At 38.5% G+C, this 24,486-nt stretch carries 18 protein-coding genes; 2 read left to right on the top strand and 16 right to left on the bottom strand.

Going from position 1 to position 24,486, the window contains the following annotated elements; genetic code table 11:
- Positions 1 to 67: 67 nt before the first annotated feature.
- The 7 genes from ACOZIR_RS17200 to ACOZIR_RS17170 all read right to left on the bottom strand — a co-directional run bounded on the left by ACOZIR_RS17200 (position 68) and on the right by ACOZIR_RS17170 (position 9,213).
- Positions 68 to 502, bottom strand: a complete 435-nt coding sequence (locus ACOZIR_RS17200; protein WP_045291424.1) for a ferritin-like domain-containing protein — start codon at positions 500 to 502, stop codon at positions 68 to 70.
- Positions 503 to 609: 107 nt separating this feature from the next.
- Entirely contained in the window at positions 610 to 2,175 is a 1,566-nt protein-coding gene (locus tag ACOZIR_RS17195; protein ID WP_045291426.1) for a glycoside hydrolase family 32 protein, read from the bottom strand.
- Between the two features lie 96 nt (positions 2,176 to 2,271).
- On the bottom strand, positions 2,272 to 3,726 hold the full coding sequence (locus ACOZIR_RS17190) for a glycoside hydrolase family 68 protein (RefSeq protein WP_340141447.1): 1,455 nt from the start codon (positions 3,724 to 3,726) through the stop codon (positions 2,272 to 2,274).
- A 585-nt stretch (positions 3,727 to 4,311) separates the two neighbouring features.
- Positions 4,312 to 6,000, bottom strand: coding sequence for a gamma-glutamyltransferase (gene ggt, locus ACOZIR_RS17185; RefSeq protein ID WP_275037105.1), 1,689 nt, complete (start codon positions 5,998 to 6,000; stop codon positions 4,312 to 4,314).
- A 221-nt stretch (positions 6,001 to 6,221) separates the two neighbouring features.
- On the bottom strand, positions 6,222 to 6,938 hold the full coding sequence (locus ACOZIR_RS17180) for a YjjG family noncanonical pyrimidine nucleotidase (protein ID WP_340141448.1): 717 nt from the start codon (positions 6,936 to 6,938) through the stop codon (positions 6,222 to 6,224).
- A 36-nt stretch (positions 6,939 to 6,974) separates the two neighbouring features.
- Positions 6,975 to 7,667 carry a Crp/Fnr family transcriptional regulator gene (locus ACOZIR_RS17175; RefSeq protein WP_045291431.1) on the bottom strand — a complete coding sequence of 231 codons (693 nt, stop codon included), beginning with the start codon at positions 7,665 to 7,667 and terminating at the stop codon, positions 6,975 to 6,977.
- A gap of 172 nt (positions 7,668 to 7,839) precedes the next feature.
- Positions 7,840 to 9,213 carry an amino acid permease gene (locus tag ACOZIR_RS17170; RefSeq protein ID WP_310878959.1) on the bottom strand — a complete coding sequence of 458 codons (1,374 nt, stop codon included), beginning with the start codon at positions 9,211 to 9,213 and terminating at the stop codon, positions 7,840 to 7,842.
- A gap of 289 nt (positions 9,214 to 9,502) precedes the next feature.
- On the opposite strand from ACOZIR_RS17170, the gene ACOZIR_RS17165 reads away from it, so the two are divergent.
- Both ACOZIR_RS17165 and ACOZIR_RS17160 read left to right on the top strand, forming a co-directional pair.
- Positions 9,503 to 10,117 carry a LysE family translocator gene (locus tag ACOZIR_RS17165; protein WP_045291433.1) on the top strand — a complete coding sequence of 205 codons (615 nt, stop codon included), beginning with the start codon at positions 9,503 to 9,505 and terminating at the stop codon, positions 10,115 to 10,117.
- Positions 10,118 to 10,301: 184 nt separating this feature from the next.
- Positions 10,302 to 11,444: a SpoIIE family protein phosphatase gene (locus tag ACOZIR_RS17160; RefSeq protein WP_045291434.1), complete on the top strand. Its 1,143-nt coding sequence runs from the start codon at positions 10,302 to 10,304 to the stop codon at positions 11,442 to 11,444.
- Positions 11,445 to 11,473: 29 nt separating this feature from the next.
- Here the strand turns inward: ACOZIR_RS17160 and ACOZIR_RS17155 are convergent, their stop codons facing one another.
- The 9 genes from ACOZIR_RS17155 to ACOZIR_RS17115 form a co-directional block, all read right to left on the bottom strand.
- Complete coding sequence (locus ACOZIR_RS17155) at positions 11,474 to 12,328, bottom strand: CheR family methyltransferase (protein WP_045291437.1); 855 nt, start codon at positions 12,326 to 12,328, stop codon at positions 11,474 to 11,476.
- A gap of 18 nt (positions 12,329 to 12,346) precedes the next feature.
- Entirely contained in the window at positions 12,347 to 15,100 is a 2,754-nt protein-coding gene (locus ACOZIR_RS17150) for a CHASE3 domain-containing protein (protein WP_340141449.1), read from the bottom strand.
- A 497-nt stretch (positions 15,101 to 15,597) separates the two neighbouring features.
- The gene (locus ACOZIR_RS17145) at positions 15,598 to 16,206 is read right to left on the bottom strand and encodes a pyruvate kinase (RefSeq protein WP_340141450.1); all 609 of its coding nucleotides are present in this window, start codon (positions 16,204 to 16,206) and stop codon (positions 15,598 to 15,600) included.
- A 129-nt stretch (positions 16,207 to 16,335) separates the two neighbouring features.
- Entirely contained in the window at positions 16,336 to 17,217 is an 882-nt protein-coding gene (locus ACOZIR_RS17140) for a glycine betaine ABC transporter substrate-binding protein (protein WP_045291442.1), read from the bottom strand.
- A gap of 21 nt (positions 17,218 to 17,238) precedes the next feature.
- Positions 17,239 to 18,102 (bottom strand): ABC transporter permease, encoded by an 864-nt coding sequence (locus ACOZIR_RS17135; protein ID WP_045291444.1) that lies wholly within the window; start codon positions 18,100 to 18,102, stop codon positions 17,239 to 17,241.
- A 2-nt stretch (positions 18,103 to 18,104) separates the two neighbouring features.
- The gene (locus tag ACOZIR_RS17130; protein WP_328120018.1) at positions 18,105 to 19,358 is read right to left on the bottom strand and encodes a betaine/proline/choline family ABC transporter ATP-binding protein; all 1,254 of its coding nucleotides are present in this window, start codon (positions 19,356 to 19,358) and stop codon (positions 18,105 to 18,107) included.
- Between the two features lie 81 nt (positions 19,359 to 19,439).
- Positions 19,440 to 20,588, bottom strand: coding sequence for an aromatic ring-hydroxylating oxygenase subunit alpha (locus ACOZIR_RS17125; RefSeq protein ID WP_045291448.1), 1,149 nt, complete (start codon positions 20,586 to 20,588; stop codon positions 19,440 to 19,442).
- 66 nt (positions 20,589 to 20,654) lie between these two features.
- Positions 20,655 to 21,815 (bottom strand): N-methyl-L-tryptophan oxidase, encoded by a 1,161-nt coding sequence (solA, locus tag ACOZIR_RS17120; RefSeq protein WP_045291450.1) that lies wholly within the window; start codon positions 21,813 to 21,815, stop codon positions 20,655 to 20,657.
- A 30-nt stretch (positions 21,816 to 21,845) separates the two neighbouring features.
- On the bottom strand, positions 21,846 to 24,269 hold the full coding sequence (locus ACOZIR_RS17115) for a GcvT family protein (RefSeq protein WP_421535737.1): 2,424 nt from the start codon (positions 24,267 to 24,269) through the stop codon (positions 21,846 to 21,848).
- Positions 24,270 to 24,486: the final 217 nt, after the last annotated feature.

Here is a 24,486-nt window from a genome sequence, read left to right as displayed (position 1 = left end):
TTTTTCAAACCACAAGAAAGCATCCCGCAACAGATGCTACGGGATGCTTTTTCTATGGTTTGTATGATTAACTTAGTCGCGGATCTTTTAATAAACGTTCCATTTCTTCCATATGATTTGTTTCATCTGCAATCATATCCTCAAGTTTGACAACAAGTTCTGTTAATCCTAACTCTTCTGCTTGCTTTTTTCGCTCTTCATAGCGCTCGATAGTTTCTTTTTCAGCTCTGCTTGCTTCTTTAAGCATTTCCGTCACGTTTGAGACGTGCTTTACCTCAGCCGGCTTTGTTGTTGGCTCACCGCCAAGGTTTTTAATTTTTTCTGATAAATAAAGGGCATGTCCTTGCTCATCAGGAATTTCTCCTTCAAAGAAAGGTTTTAAAATTTGATATTCTAGGCCGGTTACTGTAGACGCATAGTAAGTGTACTGAATAACCGCTGAATATTCACCCGCTAAATCGGTATTAAGTCCCTCTATTAGTTGTCTCATTTTCTCTTCCATTTGAATAAACACCCTTTCATTTACTGTTAGTAGACATGTACCCTTTTGAACGAGTCCTAAACCATAATAAGGTGATATTCTATTCCTTCTTTTTGAAAATAGGGAATTTACTGACTGGAACGAAAATGTTTGATTTCTATATTCTTAAAGAAAGACGTTCCCCCTTGGGAAAAAAGCGTAATTCCTTGGTCATTGTGACGCGGAAATACCTCGCTAGAATGCACTGTTTTTCCATCATCAATAAAGACTTCAATACTTGTTTTATCTACCAGTATCTTCAAATGAACATTTTTCTTGCCTGCATCAAAGTAATCGCGGCTTTCTACATATTTTTTGCTTTGATCAGGCTGATTACTATAGCTTCTATTCACATATGAGACGTTATCTTTTGCAAAAATGCCCACATCAATGTGCCGCTTTTGATCTGTGGATTCTCTTAGCCTTAAGCCTACATTCTCTGCGTCCGACCACGAAATATCTGTATCAAGCTGATAAGCTTCGCCTTTTATCTTTAACTTTTTCTCCCCGTTCACTTCTACTTGCTTGAGAGAATTTGTTGAATCAATTAGCTGATTTAATTCTTCGACAGGCTTTGATAACAGACTGTACTGATCGTCGTCTTGTTTCGAAAGCGTAATTTCACGGGTTACTGAATCGAATCCGTTAAACCCATCTTTCATCGTTGGTGTCTTATCGGGATAATCCCAGTTGTTCATCCATGCAAAAGCATAGCGTTTTTCTAAAGAATCCTCATTTTTACCGTCCTTAAACGTGACTCCTCCGTACCAATCAAAGCCATGATCTAGCCATTGTGGCTCGTCTATATCAGGAGTGAATGTTGTTCCATCATAATTTCCAGTCCAATAAGCATAGGTGTTTGGTTTTCCGCTTTCTTTTCCATTTGCACTTGTCCCGAGAACCCACTTGATTGTCCCGTCATCGGCCTTCATTTGAAAAAGGTCTGGACATTCTGTAATACCAATATCTTTGGTTACAAATCCTCCTGTATACGTCCAATTCTTTAGATCAGAAGATTCATAAAATCCGATTTTTTCACCTTCTGACATGACGAGTATCCACTTGTCATGTTCATGATCCCATATAACTTTAGGATCTCTAAAATCTTTGGTGCCTGGATTAGGCATGATAGGATTTTTGCTATATGATTTAAAGGTTTTTCCTCTATCGGTACTATACCATAGATACTGTTCTTGCTTTTGTCCATCAGCAGAAGGCTGGGTCATAATCGCTACAATTGCGCCTTTACCAAAACCTGCTGTGTTCTCTTTATCTTCTACAACGGATCCGGACCATATATCGCCATTTTTATTTGTATACTTTGGAATAGCTACTCCTTTATCTTTCCAATGAACCAAATCTTTAGACGTTGCATGTCGCCATTCCGTCCCGTTCCCTTTAGGGTAATCATGATTGTATAAGTAATAGTAATGATACTCTCCGTCAAAATAAATAGGCTTTTGAGGATCATTTTTCCATTTATCAGGCGTGCTAAAATGATATACCGGGCGATAAGTGGATTCACTTTTATTCCCTTTTTCTTTTCCTTGATCTTTTGTATCCTCTTTTTTGGATACGCCTGCTATAATGAGTCCGGCTATTACAACTAAAAGAACGGCAAGCGTTATCCATTTATAAGCACCTTTTTTCTTCAAACAAACCCCGCCTTTCTCTTTTTTGTCTACATCGAATAAAACAAAAGAAAATGGTGATTACAATCACCATTTTCTTTTGTTGCTATTGCAAAGCGTTTAGTCTTCATCCGCTGTTAACTGACCTTGCTCAAGAACGCTGTCTTTTACAACAGATGTTTTTGAACCGTCAATATTTACTAAGAAGCTTGGTGCAAATGTAGAGTGGTTGTCTTCATAAAAGCCTCTGTTTGTCATGTAGCTTGTAATAACGACATTATTGCCTTTTGTTTGCGGTACGGCAAAGTGAGAATACGTAAATGTTTTATCATTAGGATCTAAATCCATATGAAGAACTAATCCCGTATCATTTAAAGGCTTATATTTTCCTGTTAACGTATTTGAAACATAGCCTAGCATATACACATCATCTTGTCCGATTCCATCAATCGTCATTTTAGATCCGCGAGAATCAGTGAACAAGTACCATTTTCCATCTTTTTTGAAAATGTTTGCACGTTCAATTTCGTCTGTAACTGTGTTTGATGTAATAAGCGGCTTCATTACTTTTTTGAGCGTGTAGTTATCATTTAACTCAATAATGCCCAAAGCCCCGTTTGCTAAAGAAGCTTTTTCTTTATTCGATCCTTCAAGAAGCTTTTTCTTTTCAGATTGGAAGAAAGGATTGTTTCCTCCGTAGTATGCTCTGTTATAAAGAGAGTCTTCGCCTTGATAGCCATCTTCTGTTCCAGTGTTAGCTTCGAAAACAAGGTACTTATGTCCGTTGTCTTCTATGTAATGAGGATCTCTTAGCGTATGGTTATCCCCTGTGTCATAGCCGCCTTCATCAATAAACTGCTGAACCGTTTGATAAATCTTTCCGTCACCATCAAAGATTGACTTGTAATCTTCTACTCCGTCAACTTTTAACGTATTATCGTTTGGCTGAGACATGTTCACTTGAGCTGTCGTTAACGTTTGTTTTCCGTATTGTTTACCTGAATAATCCGTGTAGAATAAACGAACTTTCCCATCTTTCGTTAATGTGGCAGAACCAGACCATTCTTGTGTTTGATTTTTAAGATGCGGGTCATTCGGAACGAATTTATCGCTATCTTTAAATACTCTTCCAGCGTTTTTCCAGCTGTCAATCGATTTGTCTCCAGCTTTTTTATAAAAAAGATAAACAGACGTGTCATTAGAATCTTTTGGATCACCTGCTAGGGCAAACACAATTTGATATCCATGATAAGTCGCCACTGTTCCGTCAGCATTTTGTAATGGCCAGCTGTCCCATACATCTAAGTCAATTGTATTTCCCGATGCATCTTTTCCCTTAGCAGAAGCAATGTTTTTAATAGTTGATTCATCAAAAGCAGGAACCTCAAACTGATCACTGTTTTGCTGCTGTGGAATTTTCACCATATTATCGCGAGTAATATGCGAAATTCCGTAGCTATTATTAAAGTCTTTGCTGTCATTTCCTTTAGCAAATGTTTGATATCCCCCGCCTACTAGTAGGGCTGCAGCCAGTGTAGCAGCAGTTGTATGCTTAGCAACTCGTTTCATTTTCATATGTTTTCTCCTTTTGGGTTAGTAAAGAATATAAATTTATTAATTCAATTAGCTATCAAAAATCCGAAAACAGAACCGGTTCCGTTCAACCAAAAGATTACTTGGATAAATGACGAAAGTCAAACATGCCAAATGTAGCTATTTTTCATTTTCATCTTTTTCATTGAGCTGTAACTAGGACCAAAGTTTACGTGTAAGAGACTTTTTATGTAACCGTTTTTCAAAAAAAAGTGTACGACTTTTTTACATTCCAAACCACGTTTTCCAGCCGTTGCGTTTTATCTTTTTCACATGATTAAATACTCTATCTTTCTAGCATTGAAAGCGCTATTCCTTTTTTTATGTTTTTCAATCATTGTGTTTTCATCAATCTCTTGAAAAATCAGTACTCTTTTTTATTATTTGGACATGAAAACGTTCTATTCTTTTTCCTTTATGGAGATTAGAATGATAATAATAAAGGTCTAAAGTATGTTTTCAGAAAAAAATATTCCTTCTTTTTACCTACTCATTTTTATCTTTTTTAATGCATCATACGCCATCCCTTTTTACAAAAGAGAGAGCGTATGATGCATTTTTTAAATATTAAGAGTCTAAGCCAGTTGCTTTTCCTTCACGGCTGGAATCAGCTGCTCCAAATAAACGACCGTTTTCTTTATCAATTTGAATACCTTGAACATTTCCGATTGGGAATGGTTCATCTCCAAAATTAAACCCCATGGCTTCTAGCTCTCCTTTGGCATTCATATCCACTCCGGCTTCCCAACCGATAAGTGATCCTGTACTATTAAAAATTCTTGGTTCTTCAATCGCTTCTTTTATATCCATTCCATAGTCTAAGACATTAATAAGCGTTTGAAATACAGACCCTACAATCGTTGGTCCGCCTGGAGACCCTAAAGTGAGTACAGGTTCACTGTCTTTAAAAACGATGGTTGGGCTTTTACAGCTAACCGGACGCTTTCCTGCATCCGCTTGATTTAACCCTCCAGGAATAGCATCAAAATCAGTAAGCTCGTTGTTGAGTAAAAATCCATGGTCTTTAACCATAATTCCTGTACCAAAAGGATGTTCCACAGTTGATGTACAAGCGACAATATTGCCCCAGCGGTCAACTACCGTGAAGTGAGTTGTTTCACTAAGCTCACGTTCAGGTTCATAAGGCTGACGCACAACGTTCACTTTTTGGCCTTTCTCATAATCCCATGGGTTGCCAAAATCAACTTTCTCATTTTTATGCTTCCAATTAATTAGTTTTTGACGTTCCTTTATATATTCGTCATTTAAAAGCCCTTTTAATGGAATGTCACTGCAGGCTGGATCTCCTGAGAATGCAATTTTATCTGAAAATGCAATGCGCATAGCCTCTGCAAACAAATAATACTTTTCCCAAGATTTCACGTCGTACTGAGACACATCAAAGTCCTCTAATAGCTTTAAGATTTGCAGCACGGTGGCTCCTCCTGCACTAGGCATGTTAGAAGAGGCAATTCGGTATCCTTTATAATCCCCCCACACGGGCTCATCGATCTTAATCTCGTATTCTTTCAAATCCGACAGTTCCATAAAACCGCCGTGCTCTTTTATCGTTGAAATAATGGCTTCTGCAATTTCACCTTCATAAAAAGCCTCGATACCTTTTTCTTGAAGAATGCGGAATGTTTTAGCCAGATCTTTTTTATTAATCATATCTCCTTCTTGCATAGGCTTGCCGTTTGGGGAATATAGCTGCTTAGCATGTTCTCCTAGTCGGTAGGCGTATGTTTTTAAAATATCTCCAAGCACCCAGTTTGTTTCCACACCTGCTTCTGCTGCTTTGGCAGCCGGTTCAATTAATTCAGCAAGGGGTTTTGTTCCATATTCTTTACGAGCTGCTTCCATCGCCTTTAAAATCCCTGGAATTCCAATTGCCGTTGCATGAGTAGAACGCTTTCTAAACGGAATAACTTCTTTATTTTCATCAAGAAACATTTCAGGATAAGCTGCTTTAGGAGCCTGAGAATGCCCGTCAAAAATTTTAGTTGTTTTACTTTCATTGTGGTATACCATAAAAAAGCCGCTGCCTCCAATACCGGTCATCATCGGTTCTCCAACATTGAGCCCAAACTGAACGGCAATTGCCGCATCAATTGCATTGCCTCCCGCTCTTAGTATCTGTTCTCCGGCGTCTGTTGCAATTGGATGAGCACTGGCTACCATTCCTGTTTTTCCAACCGCTGTTTCTCTTCTATATGAACTCTTTCCTGAACGAGATAAACTTTTTCCATTAATCATCTTTTACGACCTCCTAGTTACTTACTTTATCTGGGATATTGGTAAAATACCCTATTGCATTTGAGATAAAACTGTTTAAATTTGTATTAATTACTTTACCTAGACCGATATCCCTAGAGTATTTTAAGCCCTTTGAAATCTATAAAACAGAAAAAGCGCCAGCTCTTTTTATTTAACAAAAGAGCTGGCGCTTTTTTAGTTTTTCTACCGTTTATACACTTTTACACTTGTACCGAAGCTACTTCATTATTTACGTTCAGCAGGTTATAAAGCTCTTGAAGCCTTCTTATTTCATAGGTTGAATTCCATTTTGTATCATTCTTGTTTTTCTGAGGATTAAACCAGCACGTATCAATACCCGCCAGCTCCCCGCCTTGAATGTCTGCACTCAAAGAATCTCCAACAATTAATGTTTCATGTACGGACAGCTCTTTTATACGTGAAAAAACATAATCAAAATATTCCTTCATAGGTTTTTGAAAACCTGTATCTTCTGAAACAAATACTTCTTTAAAATAAGGATATAGACCTGAGTCCTGAAGGCGCTTATATTGTGTAGCCGATACGCCATTTGTAACAACATATAACTCATAGTAACCGCTCAGGTTTTTAATTACCTCAATTGCTCCGTCAATTAGCTGATGACCATTGTTCAAATACGTTCGATACTCTGCTTCAAGCAGCTGACCGTCCTTCTCTATTCCATATTCTTTACATAGGATGGAAAAGCGAGTATTTACAACTTGTTCACGGCTTATTTTATTTTCTTCAAAAGCTGTCCATAATCCCTTGTTTATCAAACTATAACGTTTTTTGCTTTCCTCAGTCAGCGGAATATCGTGGTTAGCAAAAAGAAGCTCTAAAGCCTGCTCTTCAGCTGCGTTAAAATCTAAAAGCGTATTATCAATGTCAAATAGCAGCGTTCGGTATGTTTTCATTCTTCTCTCTCCCCTTCAACTAATCTATTGCTTTTTCTACTCGTATATATTGTCGTTTGCTAGACAGCTCAGTTTTTCTTTATCTTTGAGAATAATGGAGCCTTTCTTTTTTTCAATAACTCCTTGTGCTACAAATTTCTGAAGAACACGATTTAAATGCCGGTAAGTCGTTCCGATTAAATTAGCAATATCTTTTAAACTTTCTGTTTTTTGGTTCATAACCAAATGTGATTCTTCACAAAAAATAGAAAGTAAATAGCTAGCTAGCCGCACTTCAACTGGATACATTAAATTAAAGCTGAGCGAGTTCGATTTTGCGCAAAACTTTTTTGTGAGCATTTCCAGTAAAAACGTCAGCAGCTGTGGGTCATTGCTCGCATATTGTTTTAATCGTTTGTATGGTATACCGATCACAACTAAAGGTGAAACGGCTTCAACCGTATTCATAATATCAACATCTTGTACATACTCAATATCGCCTATTACTTCAAGGGGCTGTTTAAAAGAAAGAACAAGCGTCTTGCCTTCGGGCGATATGGTATAAACTTTAACCTTGCCTTTCACCAATATGTACAAACAATGAGACGCATCTCCTTGAGAACAAACGCGTTCTCCTGCTTCAACCTCATACAGTGACAAATGCGGTATTAAGTCTTTCTTGAAAACTGACTCTAATTTATAAGTATTTATATACTCCAGCAGCTGTTTCTGACTTGTAATTTCCCTCATGTTTTCCTCTCCATCATAACGGTTTCTTTTTATTAAACAATAACACTCCCTAAAATAAAAAGGACATATGTCCCAAATAAAATTTTATTCTTTACGTTGTGCGCATGGACTACTTTCAAGAAAAATATATAAACCAAAAAGACTCTAGCTCGTTGTCTTAGAGTCTTTTTGGTTAAACGCTCTTTTTATTTCTACCGTATCCAACGTAAATAAAGACGCCAATCAGCATCCAGCCGATTGAATAAATCCACGTTTGCATTGATAAGTTAAACATCAGAAAGATACAGCACAGAATAGCAAGAATTGGAATAAACGGTACAAAAGGTACTTTGAAACCGCGCTTTAAGTTAGGCTGACTTTTTCGAAGAGCTAAAATTGAAAATGAAACGGCAGCAAACGTAACAATCGCTAGCATATTTGCTAAATCCGCCAGCTGTTTTAAATCTACAAAACCAGCTACGACCGCGCCTAATGCCCCGACAAGCCATGTAGATATGACAGGTTCGCTGTTTTTTCGGTCCACTTTCGCAAAAAGAGACGGCAATAATCCATCATGGCTCATTGACATCAGTATGCGAGGCACGACAAACAAATAAGCAAACACGACGGCCATAATACCAATAACCGCTCCTATAGATACAATGAGCGCTGCCCATTCTTGTCCTACACTATTGAGCGCATATGACAACGCATCGCCTACGTTTAGCTCTTTATAAGAAACCATTCCTGTTAATACTAATGCAATTACTACGTAAATGACTGCACAAACACTTAGTGCAATCAAAATACCTAGCGGCAAGTTTCTTTGCGGATTTTTTACTTCTTCTGCCGAAGTAGAAATGGCATCAAACCCGTTATAAGCAAAAAAGACGGAAGCTGCGCCTGCAAAGATCCCTTTCACACCATAAGGAGTAAATGGGTGCCAGTTATTTGTATGAATAAAAAAGACGCCCACCGCTACAAATAAAAGAACAATACCTATCTTGATTAAAACCATTAAGTTATTTATTTTTTTACTTTCTTTTACTCCTCTTGTTAATAAAAACGACATGCACAGTACAATAAATACTGCCGGAACATTAATAAGACCCCCGTCGCTTGGTATGGCCGTGAACGATTCAGGAAGTCTAATACCAAATTCAGTAAGCACATTATTCACATAAGATGACCATCCGCCCGCTACTGAAGCTAAAGATACCGTATAGCAGCCTACAATGGACCACCCTATTAAATGCGCTACAAATTTTCCTAATGAAACATATATGTATGTATATGCGCCTCCTGAACTTGGAACAGCTGAGCCAAATTCCGCATAACACAGCGCAACAAGAATACAGGCTACTGCAGAAATAACAAAGGAAATGGAGACCGAGGGCCCTGCATCCCTCGCAGCAACTAGCCCAGCTATTACCAGAACTCCTGTCCCAATAGTTGCTCCTACTCCCATCAAAATAACATCAAATAACCCTAGTGTCTTGGTTGATTCTTTTGCTGCATTTTCCTCTAGCAGCTTGTTAACATCTTTTTTTGCAAACAGATTACTCATGATGACTAACCTCTCTTTATCTCATTACGAATGGCTACTTTTTAGTGGTAGATCTTTCTATATATGTAACAGTGAATTATTTTACTACATTTAATTTTCTGTGTAAAATAATTTAGTTTTTAAACTTTTTAATGACTAAAATAAATTTACTAGCGATGTTTTTTATAGCATCATTACAATGTACCCGCACAGACTAAAAATATGTGTTAACAACTTTCTCAAAATTGGCTTCATTCACAGTTTCTTTTGTACTATACTAAAGAAAAACTTCATAGGAGCAACGTAAAAGATGAACTTATTTTATTTTCTAAAGGGGTTAGTGATCGGTTTTTCCGTTGCTGCTCCCGTCGGTCCCATTGGTATTTTATGTATCAATCGCACGTTATCTAAAGGGCGATTACACGGATTTGTATCCGGGCTGGGAGCAGCTACAGCAGATGCTCTTTATGGATGCATCGCTGCGTTTGGCTTAACGTTCATTACAACCTTTTTATTAACCCAAAAGATTTGGCTTCAGCTGATTGGGGGATTATTTTTATGTTATTTAGGTGTTCAAACATTCCGTTCTCAACCTGCAGAGCACGCTGCCGCTGCTAAAGGAGGGGGTTTGCTTCGTTCTTATACATCCGTTCTTTTTTTAACCGTTACGAATCCAATGACCATCTTATTTTTTATCGGCGTGTTTTCTGGTGTAGGCATTAGTAAATCGGCATTTGATGCTGCTTCTGCTTTGACAATGGTTACAGGCGTATTTTTAGGATCGGCCTGCTGGTGGCTTTCGCTCAGTTTTGCTATTAGTCTTGCTCGGTCGAAGTTTACGAATAACAGCTTGATCTGGGTAAATCGTATTTCGGGAGCGGTTGTACTGGCCTTCGGGATATTTGCGTTATACAAATTGCTATAAAAAGTCATTTCTCTCCTTTTCTGGGACAAGTGACTTGTTTAATAGAAAAGAATAATCTTAAAAAATACCCTAAACGCTGTCTTTTCTGTATAATAGATAAATAGAAAAACAGAAAAAGTATAAAGATGCTTGAAAACTACATACTCAATCATTAGTCTTCAAACATAATAAGGGGAAATAAAGCATGACCATTCTTCTAGTAGATGACAATCAAGTCAATCTATTTGTGATTGAAAAAATTTTAAAAGGCGCTGGCTACGATAACTGCGTGTCTCTTACATCTGCCCATGCCCTTTTCGACTATCTTAACCTGAACGATGAGAACTTAAAAACAAATTCAGTCGATTTGATTTTACTTGACATTATGATGCCCGAAATTGATGGAATTGAAGCGTGCAGGCGAATTCAACAGGTAGAACGCTTGAAACATATTCCAATTATCTTTGTCACAGCTCTAGAAGACAGCAGCAAATTAGTAGAAGCTCTAGACGCCGGCGGAACAGATTATGTAACAAAGCCGATTAATAAAGTGGAACTGCTGGCTCGTATGCGGGTAGCTTTACGCCTTAAAGCAGAAATTGACTGGCACACGGAACATGAAAAGAAAATTCAAAATGAGTTGGATTTAGCTACACACGTACAGCAAAACTTACTCAGTCCCCCTTTACGAGAAAAAGATATTCAAATGGAAGTTTCATACTACCCTTCTTTTAAATTAGCGGGTGATATGTACTATTGGCACAAAATTGACGAGCACCGGTACGGAATTATTCTTTTTGATATGATGGGGCACGGCATCTCTGCCTCGCTTGTTTGTATGTTTATTTCGTCTGTGCTCAGAGAAGCTATCAAGTCCCTTATAGACCCTGAGCAGGTTATTACAGAATTAAATCGCTACATGGAACTATTGCACAGTGAAAAAGATGAAATTCCATACTATTTCACTGCTATTTATTTAGTTATTGATACGGAAGCTAAAACGGTAGAATATGTGAATGCCGGGCACCCGGAAGGTTATATGTTAGTAGATGAACATACGCTTGTTCCTCTTCAGCGTGGCAGCTGCCCCGTAGGTTTTTTTGAAGAAATGGACGTGCAGAAATCTGTTGTCAGCTTTGAAAACGATGTGCAAATTTTACTATTTACTGACGGAGCTCTCGAATCAATGGGTCCTTGCGAAATTGAATCCGCTCTTCGTCTGCAGAAATTGACCGAACAAAAATGGACCAATCCAAAAACATTCATGAATGAAATTTTTTCAGAAGAACAAAAGCTAAATCAGCCTGATGATATGTGTGTACTCATGATTCAAGCGCAAGCACAGTAAGAAAAGGACCTCACCATGAGGTCCTTTTCTTATTGCTTTTGATAGATGCGTTCGTTACCTGCAAACTCTGTATAAGAAGCGGACCCTTCGGAAAAGCGAAGCGTTTCTTTATCACCAAGTCCAAGAAATCCTTTTGTACACAGGCTTTCTGAAAATAAATTATACACTTGATTTTGCAGCTGAGCTGTAAAATAAATAAGGACGTTTCGGCAAATGATGACGTGAAATTCATTAAATGACTGATCCGTGACTAAATTATGCTGAGCAAAGATAATATTTTTTAGCAGCGACGGATGAAAATATGCATAGTGATGATCCGTCTGATAATATTCCGAGAAGGCGTTCTTTCCACCAGCTTGAATATAATTTTTTGTATATGACTTCATTTTACGTAAAGAAAAGGCACCTTGTTTGGCTTTTTCTAATACATCCTCGTTCATATCGGTTGCGTAAATGACCGTTTTATCCATTAACCCTTCTTCTTCTAAAAGAATCGCCATAGAAAATACCTCTTCGCCCGTTGCACAGCCAGCATGCCAAATGCGAATTTCCGGATAATCCTTTAATACGGGAATCACCTTTGTGCGAAATGCTTTAAAAAAGCTTGGATCGCGAAACATTTCTGTTACATTTATCGAAAAATCATTTAAAAGCTGATTCATAAATTCTTCTTCGTGAATCGCTTTTTCTAACAATCGAGACACGGTTGGAATACGTTCAATTTTCATTCGATTATAGACTCGGCGACAGATAGAAGATTTAGCGTACTGTCTGAAATCGAATCCTGTTAATCGATAAATAGCCGTCAGCAGTAAATCAATCTCCAAATCTGTTTTTTTATTCATAACTAAGTCTTCACTTAAATCTAGGTGCTTCATATCCATTTATGTTTCATACCCCGCTTAATTTACTAGCCATACACGCATAACGGAGAACAGCTGATTTAAATCTAAAGGTTTGCTGATATAATCTGATGCTCCAGCTTCCAAGCATTTTTCACGATCGTTTTTCATCGCTTTAGCGGTTAGTGCAATAATAGGTAAATCAACAAGCTTGAGCTCTCCTCTAATTTTCTGCATCGCTTCATATCCGTCCATTTGCGGCATCATAATATCCATTAAAATGAGATCAAATGGTTCACTATTCTTCATCATTTCAAGACACTCTATTCCGTTATGAGCTGTCATAATGGTCATACCTTGTTTAGCTAGCGCAGTTTTTAAGGCAAAAATGTTGCGCTGGTCATCATCTACGATGAGCACTCGCTTATCCTGAAACACATTTTCATCATCTTGCAATGAAGGTTCAACTGGTTGTACAGGATGGTCAATTTCAGTTATTTCTGCTTCAGGTTCAGCTTCTTCTACAGATACCGCTACTTCTTCGTATGCAAAATTCACTTTTTCATAGTCAATAAGACCGTTAGAAAGGCTAGGAAGATAGAGTGTAAACGTACTTCCTTTTCCTACTTCACTGCTCAGTGAAATCCAGCCGCCCAACAATTTTGCAAACTCACTGCAAATAGATAAGCCAAGTCCCGTTCCTCCGTATTTGCGAACCGTAGCTCCATCTGCCTGCTGAAACGCTTCAAAGATAAGCTGATGCTTCTCTTTTGGTATACCAATCCCTGTATCAGCTACAGCTATTTCTAGCCAGCAATCCGTATCAATTGTACGCATAGCTGTTGTAAGACGATGGTCAGCTACTCGTTGAATGGATACTGTGACAGATCCCGATTCCGTAAATTTAAATGCATTTGATAAAAGATTTTTCACAATTTGCTGGAATCTCTTTTCATCTGTGTGAATGATGTCCGGTACATCTTGTTCTTTATTAATTTTCAATTGTACGTTTTTCTGTTCAGCAACGTGGCTGAAATTACGTTCAATTTGATCTGGAAGCTCACTCATATTCATCTCGGCAAGCAAAACATCTAGTTTTCCAGACTCTACTTTTGATAAATCCAAGATGTCATTGATTAATGCCAACAAGTCTTTTCCTGAAGAATGAATAATACGAGCATATTCTTCTTCATCTTCAGATAGCGTTTTAGCCGCGTTTTCTTCAAGCATTTCAGACAGAATAAGAATGCTGTTAAGCGGTGTTCGAAGCTCGTGCGACATATTAGCAAGGAATTCGGATTTGTATTGAGAATTCAATTCCAGCTGATGCGCTTTTTCTTCCAAATCTTCCTTTGCAGCCTCTAATTCAAACGATTTTTCTTCTGCATCTTTTGTTCTTTCTTCTAGCTGTTCATTGATCATGCGAAGCTCTTCAGACTGCATTTGCAGTTCTTCTGATTGTGTTTGAAGTTCTTCAGACTGAGCCTGGAGCTCTTCTGTCATCGCCTGAGATTCCTTTAATAAACGAGCAATTTCCATCCGTCTGATTACACCATTGATAGTCAGACCAAACGTTTCAATCACTTGACTAATAAGTTCTTGCTCTAAAGCTGTAAATTCGTGCAGCGATGCAAGCTCAATAACAGCAATCACTTCATCTTCAAACAAGACGGGTACAATAAAAACACTCTTAGGTTTTACGTCTCCTAATCCTGAAGCAATGAGCTGATACGTGTCAGGGACATCGTTTATGACAAAGGTTCTTTTTTCTAAAGCAGCTTGTCCGATAAGCCCTTCGCCTATCAAAAAGCTCGCTCTTCCCGCTTCACTTTTTTGATCTGCAAAAGCAGCTTGTTTGACGAATAGGTTTCCTTTATCATTTTCCTCTCGAACATAAAATGCCCCGAAAGAAGCTCCTGTCATTTCTGAAATCGTAAAGAGAAACTTCTCCGCGAGCTTGTCTACGGATGCTATGCCTTGGTACATTGTTACAGCATGTGCAAGGTTCGTTTGAAGCCAGTTTCGCTCTTCAATATTTTCTAACAGCGCGTTCGTAGCTAGCCCTAAATCTTTAATTTCATCATTAGATCTAACTTTAATTCTTCCTTTTAACTCGCCTTTTGAAGCCGTAATTCGTTTGATCGTTTGCGTAACTTCTTTAATCGTATTCACAATAGAATTGGACAAAACAACAGCAATAACAAGTGAAATAAGCGTAACAAAAAACAGCAAACCGTAAAGACCGATTTTAATTTTTTGATTTTTCTCGTCTAACTCTGTTGCTCTTGTTTCAGTGGATTTCTTCTCTACATTTCGAAAAGAAGTAAACTGGCTGCGTATATCGTCCATATACTGGCGCCCAGGATCTTTCTCAAAAAATTGCTGAAGCTCTTTTGTATTATTTTCTTTTTTTAATGCAATGGTCGGTTCACCAGCAGCTTCAATCCAGTCTTGAATGCTTCCTTTAATCTTTTCCAGTTTCTCCTGCTGATTTGGATTATTATTTAGAAGCTGATACAACGCATTATAATCTTTTTCCCAACTTGATGCTGCGCTGTTATAAGGTTCTAAGTAACTCGCTTCTCCTGTAATAATATAGCCTCTTTGTCCGGTTTCCATATCGAGCAGGTGTTTTTCAATTCGATTGGTCAGATCATGGACTTCAATATCATGATCAATGATGAAATTTCGCTCTTTTTGCAAAGATGAAATTTGACTGTTTAAAACAATAAATGCAATAAATAAACAGATAATAACAATTAAATATCCAATAATAATTTTGGATTTGATGCCAAACCTCATTTTCTTTTCCATAATGTTCCTACTTTCATTCTAGATATTCTTCTAGAAGCATTCGAAAAACATGTTTATTTTTGTCGCTGGACAATTTCACTTTCAGTACACACTCTCCACTCCATCTTCCTTTGCTTGATAGGGCCTCTCTCTTTTTCCTATCAAGTCAACATTCCTATTATACACTCTATTTTTGTACAGAAGAATATTTATTGTACAAGAGGGAAAGATTAATTTTCTATTTTGCAAATATCTATTTTCAAGCTCTCTATAAAAATAGGCCCATGCTGTTAAAAGCATGAGCCTATCTTACAATATTTTTGTACACAATAAGGTAATGAAAAGTAATTTATGCTCTGGGGAATCACATAAATTATGACAACATAGGTATAAATAAATACTTACATGCGAAACGTAAAGCATTCATTATTTAAATTGTACTTGGAGAATAGAAAGCCTTGCCACTTTTTTTAATTTAAATATATTTTTTAAACTTACATATCTACTTGCTGTACTTTTTATCTCGAGCTCTTTAACATTGCCAAAATCTTTGAGAGACTCGCTAGGTTCTTATTTTGAAGAGTTTCAGCAAAATGTGATATTTTATAAAGCGTTTCCATACTTTCAATCGGATATTTTCCAGCGGCAGTTTCACCAGAAAGCATCACTGCATTGGTACCATCAAGTACTGCCTGAAATACATCTGTCACCTCAGCCCTTGTAGGAATTGCGCTGCGCACCATTGATTGAAGCATTTGTGTCGCTGTGATCACATACTTGTTTTGCATCCGGCATTCATGAATTAATATTTTTTGGAGCAAAGGAATCCATTCATAAGGCAGCTCTATTCCTAAATCTCCTCGTGCAATCATAATTCCATCGCCTTCTTTTAACACTACTTCTTTTGACTTTATCACTCCAAGTCTAATTTTAGGACCTTGTAAATCTCCTAAAATTTGAATAGAGGAATTTAAAGACCTTAACGTATCTATAATTGTTTTATGACTTTCATGCGACCCATGAGATAAATTCAGTCGAGCAATTGTCATTCCTTTTTCCAAAAGTCTCTCTAGTACATCTTTTTTATTACTAGCAGGTCCAATTGTACAGATTCTATCGATTGCCACTGCCTTTCACCATCCTTTTAATGTAGGATGCCCATTTTCATAAAAGAGATAAGCTTTATACAAAAATAGGTATACCACCACAAAAAAATGCCTCTTAGTCAATAACTTGCCTAAGAGACAGCCCTTTTATTACTTTACCCAGCTTTCCGTCACTTTCTTATTTTTAGAAATCCAGTTTTTCACGCCTTTTGTTTCGTCTTTTGCACTGTTAATTTCTGATTCCAAAGATGCTAGTTGCTCGGCACTAATAGAAAAATCTTTCATCCATTTTGCAGCTTCTGGATAATCTTTTTTAAAGGTCTTTTTGCTAATCGACTGTATTTTTTCAGGTCCAGTTGGATTCATCGTATTTTTCGGATCTTTTAAGTATCTGAGATTATACTTTTCAAAAGCCCAGTGCGGGCGCCATAACGTAACAACAATGGGTTCTTTATTAGCAATGGCTTTATCTAATTCCGATAACATGGCGGCTGTACTGCTTTCTACTAAATTCCAATCTGTTAACCCATAGCTTGGCATGGCATGATCTTTAGTAAGACCGTTGATTCCAGATCCTGGTTCAATACTAATAATCTTTCCGTTAAACTCCTTTTTCTTATTTTTTAAATCACTTATCGACTGCACGTCTACGTAGTCAGGAACGGCCAGTCCGCTATCTGCCTGGTCGTACCAAGTGCCAAGAACGTCTACTTGCTTTCCGAATCTTTTCATATAAGAACTGTGGGTGGTAGGCATCCATACATCCAAAAACAAATCAATATTTCCTTGAGCAACTCCTGAGAAAAGCGGAGCTACATCGCTTTGAACTGCTTTGACTTTATAGCCTTTTTCCTCTAATAATTCCTTCCATAGAAACGTAACAGCTACGGCTTCGTCCCATGGTATGTATCCCATTGTAATTTCTTTTTTAGTCGTCGTTCCGCTTGCCGTATTACTATTGCCGCATGCAGAGACAAGCAGCATGATGGAGATTGTTAGCATAATAAAAGAAATTTTTTTTGAATATTTCATATACTCCCACCTTTATCCATTTTATTTGCTTGATTGAATATCTCGGCTTTTTTGAGTAGAAAGATGCGTTAAACGATCTAAAATAACGGCAATAATAACAACCGCAATCCCACCGATAAACCCTAAGCCTACATCTAGCATACTGATGCTTCGCAATACCTCCGCACCTAAGCCGCCCGCACCGACCATTGAAGAAATAACAACCATAGAAAGAGATAACATAATAACTTGGTTTACACCCGACATAATCATAGGCAAAGCCAGCGGCAGCTGTACTTTAATTAATTTTTGCCATTCCGTTGCTCCAAAAGCTTCTGCCGCTTCTAAAGTGGTGTGTGGAACCTGCTGAAGCCCAAGCAGCGTCAGACGAACGGCAGGGGGCATTGCGAAAATAAACGTAGCAATAAGAGCTGTAACATTCCCTAATCCAAATAAAAGTACGGACGGAATTAAATAAACAAAAGCAGGCATTGTTTGCATAATATCAAGAATCGGCTTTATGACTGCTCCCACTTTGTTAAATCGGTGTGATAATATGCCTAAAGGAACGCCGAATAGAAGTGAAATAATAGTAGAAGCTAAAACGAGAGATAAGGTCAGCATCGATGCTTCCCATAGATCCAAGCTAATAATAAGAAGTAAACCAAAACACGTAAATACAGCTATCTTCCAATCTGTTAACCATAGCGCTAATAGAACAAAAACAATGACAGTTACTAGCGGAGGAGAGGCTGTCAATGTCCATTCAAGGCTGGTGATTAAACTGGTCATTATCTGGTTGATTCCAGTAAATACACCTGAAAAACTATCAATCATGTAATCAACAAATGAATTTGCCCATTTATCTAAAGGAATACGAGGAATCATCGCAGCATTCACCATCATATTTACCTGACCTCCACTTGATATGATTTACCTTCTTGCTGCTCGGTCACTGCAGTACGTTCAGTGAGATTTGCAATAAGAGTGCTCGGGGAAATCATACCTTGTAGGCGGTGATGATTATCAACAATGACTACAGGCGAATGACTGTCTGTAAATAGAGGAATCATTTCTTGTAAAGACATATCAGGATTGACGCAGTGCGGCTGTGTCAATCCTTTTCCTTTTAAATCATGCTTATGAGCTTCAATAAGCTCCATCACTGTATAGATGCTCATCATACCTAATAAGCGGTCAGAACTATCAAGAACAAAAATCGCAGATAAATGATTGGTTCTCATTCTTCTTAATATGACTTGTGGTGATTCATACTCGTAGGCAGCCGTTTCTACCGGAACCACCACGTCTTTAGCAAGGCGAATTTTGCCGTAATTAACGTCTTGAACAAGCAGTTTTACATAATCGGTTGCCGGTTGACTTAAAATATCTTCAGCGGTTCCAAGCTGTACAATCTCTCCGTCTTTCATTACGGCAGCCCGGTGCCCTAAAGTTAATGCTTCATCCAGATCATGCGTTACAAAGATAACTGTTTTCTGTACTTCTCCTTGAATATCAAGAAATAGCTTTTGCATATCTCTTCGAATAAGAGGATCTAACGCCGAAAAAGGCTCATCCATCAGCAAAATCTCTTGTTCAGAAGCAAGGGCTCTCGCTAATCCAACCCGCTGCTGCATACCTCCTGATAATTCATAAATTCTTTTATAAGCTTGTCCATTTAAGCCCACCATTTCAAGCGCCTGTTTCCCTCGCTTTTCTCTTTCGTTTGCTGATACGCCTTGTATCTCTAGACCGAACGTAATGTTGTCAATCACGGTGCGGTTTGGAAGGAGGCCCACATTTTGAAAGACCATCCCAATTTTATTTCTCCGGACTTCCTGAAGCTGTCTTTTTGGCATATGAGAAATATCTGTGTTTTCTAGATATACCGTCCCTTCTGTTGGTTCTACAAGTCCGTTCAAGCATCGAAGCAAAGTAGATTTTCCGCTTCCTGATAATCCAATTAACACAAAGGTTTCTCCCTTTTTCACTTCGAAATGAGCATTGTAAATAGCAACGGTTGTCTTAGTAGCTTGTTCGACTTCATATTTACTTTGTCCAGCTTCTCTCAGCTTAAGAGCCTGTTTTTTTTGAGAGCCAAACACTTTTGAAACATCGGTAACGCGGATAATGGGTTCTGTTAGTTTAGAGCTTGTACTCAATTTATTTCCCCCTTATTTTTAAAGTAGATTGTTAGAGATGGTCTGACACACCGAGATGATATGCCAGACCGCTTCTATTTACTATTCGACCTTCATACCGATTGCTTCTAATACGTAATTGTAAAAATGCGAAACGTGCTGTTCGATAGGTACTAAAATCCCTCCTTCTTTATAAGATTTTGAACTCATATTTTCTTGACACCACTCACAGGCTTCAAAGTCTTGTAAATTAACGCGGTGAAATAATTCCACGGCATCTTTCGGGTCAAAATCAGGCTTAGCCATTTCTTCCGGGTCGAATAACCATTCACAAATCACTTTAGACTTTTCCGCACTGATTGGAATAATACGATGAATAATAACGTGATCCGGTGTTAAATTGATAAATACAAGCGGCAGAACGGTAATGCCAAAATACGTGCGGTCGTCTTCAGGAAGCAATCCTTTTAACATGGGACGGCTTCCTTGCCCGCTGATTGAAAAAGCTTCTAATTCATCACCAAACTTAGCTCCACCGCCTACTGAATTTTGAGTACCGACTCCTGAACGAAATTCAGGCAGCGTTGCTGTAAGTTCAGGGTGAATGGAGGAACAGTGATAACACTCTTGAAAGTTTTCTACAATAAGCTTCCAGTTTGCCTCGACTTCATATTCTTCACGATGAGCAGATTTTAGATTTTGAATTTCATATCTCGCAAACGTATAGAGCTCGCCAAAACGATCAAGAATTTGTGTATCTAGCTGATATTCAACAGACATAGGATTGTCTGATAAATTAACCCAAACCATGCCGTGCCACACTTCAATGTGAACAGATGTTAGTCCGTAACTTTCGTTATGCACGAGTTCTTCTCGACAGTGGCTTGTATTAGGAACACCTACTAAATTACCATCTAAGCTATAGCTCCACGAATGATACGGACAGCGAATGACGCCCGTTTTACCTGATGCTTGGCTGCACAGCTTAGCTCCTCGATGCCGACATACGTTCAAGAATCCACGCAGTACATGATCTTTTCCTCTAGTAATGAGAATATTTTCCCCTTCAACTCTCGTCGTAATATATTGTCCTGGTTCTGCTATTTCATATTCAAATGCAACTAAACTCCATGATTTAGAAAATATATAATCTTTTTCTAACTTAAAAATGTCCGAAGATGTATACAACTCTCCTTTCAACGTGGGTTCAAGTCTCCCTTTATCATTTACTAAACCATGTTCCATAACCATCTGCTATTCCTCCTTCGCTTCTTTAGAAACATTTAAATAGAACCATTCGCAAGAGCTGACAACGATTTATACTATTTTATTAGTTGCAAAACGCTGCGGCGTAAACAAATCGATTGGATGATTGGTTTTTCCCTCTGTCACTAAATCTGCTAAAATCTCTCCTACTACGCTTGCAAACTTAAACCCATGTCCAGAAAACCCTGCTGCAATCGCTACTTGAGGATATTCTGGATGCAGTGAAATGACAAAATGTTCATCTGGAGTATTAGTATACATGCACGTTTTCCCTTGTAAAAATCGGCCGTTAAGCTGTGGAAGACCTTGAGCTAGATAGTGCCGCATCATGTTCACTTCATCTTCATATATATTTCGATCAATCGTTTCCGGCGTACACGCCGTTCCTTTTCGGAAAAATGCCACTTTTGCTCCTTCAGCCTTTAATCCAAAGGAAGGGAAACCATACAACTGTACATAATCATCTGCTTCCCAAATATAAATCGGCTGTTTTCCCACTGAAAAAACGTCTATTCCTTGTGTTGGTTCAAAAAACATTTGCACATGACGCTCTACTTGTAAGCTAACACCTAAATCCCTTAATAAATCTGGTGCCCAAGCGCCTGCAGAAATAATGATTTTTCCAGCTTCATATGTTCCATTAGCTGTTACAACGCGCACGCCTTCACCAGAAGGATGGGCTTCCCATAACTCTACTTCTTCAAAAAAATGAAGCTCAGCTCCGTATTTTTCTGCTTGAAGAAGGTGAGTATATACGCTTGCTTCCGGCCTAACGAATCCAGCTCTTTCTTCATATAAAGCAATAGTGTTAGGTGAAGGTGTAAACGCCGGAAACCGTTTGTAAATATCCTTCGCTTCTAGAATCTCATAAGCAAGGTTCCACTTTTTAGAACTTTCAATACTTCCAGAGACCGTCAAGCTATCAGGAGGGCCCATCATAAGTCCACCGGTAACGGTAAGGATTTCTTGACCGCTTTCTCTTTCAATTTCATTCCACAATTCGTAGGCGCGAAGCAATAATGGAACGTAAGCAGGGTCTTCAAAATAAGACTGCCGAATGATTCTAGAACCACCGTGACTTGATCCTAGGTCATGGGCGGGACCGAACTGTTCTAACCCCAATACCCGCTGGCCTTTTTTGGCGAGTTGATAAGCAGCTGTACTCCCCATAGCTCCTAACCCAATAATAATGACATCATAATGTGTTGACATATGCATTCCTCCTACATTTCAAATTATTAATTAAACTACTGCTGGGGAGTGTGTCATCATTGTTGCTTTATAACGCTGTCCAAAGTATTCAACTTCTAAAACCATTTCTTCATTTACAGCTTGAGATAATAAGGTGTGTACAATTCCTTTCCCTAAGCTGTATGAATAGCCAGCGCTTGTCACAAATCCGAGGGCCGTTTCTCCATAAAATACTGGTTCATATCCCATTACTATTGCTGAAGGGTCCTCTAATATAAGCGTTGCTAATACTGTTTCAGAATCTTTTCTCTGACGATCAAGCAATGCCTCTTTTCCAATAAAAAATGATTTTGTTAAATCCACCATTCCATAAAGGTTGACTTCATATGGATGATGTTCGCTCCAAAAGTCTTTTCCGCTTTTTAACGAAAGAGATTCAATTCGAAGGTTTTCAAGAGCTCGGTCTCCTCCGGTAATCAGCTGATAAGGCCGTCCTTGTTCAATTAATAAATCCCATAAATTCAGGCCTTGATCGGAAGTCGTAATCAATTCCCAGCTCTCCATTTCCCCGCAGGAATTACGCAGCGCAAGAACTGAAACATTTCCGATAAACAGCGTTTTCGCTTGCCCTTGAATCCAAGTACCACTAAGGTCTGAGCGTTGAACCACCGACTCCATTACTTCTGTAGCTTTAGGGCCAATTAATGCTACACTGCATGTCCCTGACGTTACATCTTGGAAAACAACTTGATTACTTTGTGGCACGTGTTTTTGAATCCAGCTTGCTTCTACAGCTCCCGTACAAACAATCAAGAAAGTGGATATATTTTTGCGAATAACCGTTATTTGATCTTTTATGCCGCCTCGCTCATGCAACATACACGTGCGTATGCTTTGACCTACTGCAATGTCTATATTTCCTGTCGTTAGCTTCTGTAAAAACTGGAGAGCTCCTTCTCCTTTGATTTCTAACCTTTTCTTTGCTGCCGTTGTATCGTAAAGAGCTGCGTGCTGACGAGTATGCAAATGTTCAGCCTCAATAATAGGTGACCAATATTCAGCAGCCCATCCATTTCTTATTACCATCATCTTTTCATAAGTAGATATAAGCGGATAGTTAGCTTCATACCACTGTGGCTGCTCCCAACCCGCTTTTTCGTTAAAATACGCTTTTAGTTCTTGCTGACGCATATAAAATGGACTTACGCGCATGTTTCGTGATACTTTTCGCTGCATAAATGGATGATGAATGCTATAAACTTCTTCGTACTCTTCAATAGACCGCTGTTTGTAATAAGCAGGGCTGCATGCATACGTATCAAAACGATTAATATCGCATAGCTCTAAATCCACAGTCGGTGCACCATTCATCATCCATTCAGCCATTTGCCTAGCGACACCTGCAGAGTGGGTTACCCATATGGCTTCTGCTACCCAAAATCCCTTTACCTCTTGTGATTCTCCAAGCAGCGGCATCCCATCGGGTGTGAAAGAAAAGATACCGTTCATTCCTTTTTTTATCCCCGCTTGTTTTAATGCCGGAATTAACTCTAGTGCATCTTCCCATGGCTTTTCAAAATCCTTCGACGTAAAAGGTTTGATAGAAGGCATTTCTTTTGTTTCTCCGTATTTTGTAATATCACTGAGTTCGACTGGAAACGGCTCATGCTGATATGATCCAATCCCAAGCCCTTTCTCTACCTGACGAAAATAAATTGCATTATCCTGATCTCGAATAAGAGGAGTCGCGGCTTCTTCCGTTTCTCCGTTTAATTCAAGTAAATCATTTGTAAACACATATTGATGAGCCATCGGCTGAAGAGGAATCGTTACACCGACCATTTCTCCGATGCGAGGTCCCCAAAATCCGGCACAGCACACGATTACATCTGCTTCAAATTTTCCAGTGCTCGTGTACACTGCCTTTACTTGACCATTTTTCACTTCAATATTCGTCACTTCTGTATGACCGTAAAATTCTACTCCACACTCTTTAGAAAAACGAGTCATTTTATCAACGGCATGCAAAGGTTTGGCAATACCGTCTGACGGAACATAGAGACCTCCGCAAATACGCTCAGGACAAATCAGCGAATTTTTTTCCGCGCATTCCTGCGGTGAAAGAAGAAAAGCTTCGATGCCCCATGAGCTGGCAACACCAGCCTTTCTCTTTAGATCTTCTAATCGCTCTGGTGTACGGGCAACTTCTAAACTGCCGACAGGATAAAAAGAGCACTGTTCCTCCATACTCAACTCTTTGAAGGTTTCGACTGTTTGAGAAGCCAACGTTGTCAGGATTTTTGAAAAGCTAAGCTGAAATACAAGCCCTGGAGCGTGAGAAGTAGATCCTCCTGTTTCAAACAAAGGGCCTTGCTCAATCACTGTTATGTTTCTTTGCCCCATTTTACTTAAATAATAGGCAATGCTGCACCCGACAATTCCAGCGCCTATTACTACTATCCTCTTATGTTCCATCACTACATATCTCCCTCCTTTTTTAATTCAAAGATGTTAAATATTGTCGATAGTCAATTATATTTTTAAATTTCTTAATTTTCAAAGTATTTTGTTAAAAAGTGTGACATAGATTTTTTCTGCACTTTCTTTCGGTAATGTTCGGATAACGCTTTCTTAACTTTAAAATCCCTGAAAAATCGCCGTTTTTTTCTTTGGAATAACGAATTTTAAAGAA

Source organism: Priestia sp. D3YE.R1 (genome assembly GCF_049199565.1).
GTDB classification, from domain to species: Bacteria; Bacillota; Bacilli; order Bacillales; family Bacillaceae_H; genus Priestia; species Priestia aryabhattai.
This window is presented reverse-complemented; position numbering and strand designations above follow the sequence as displayed.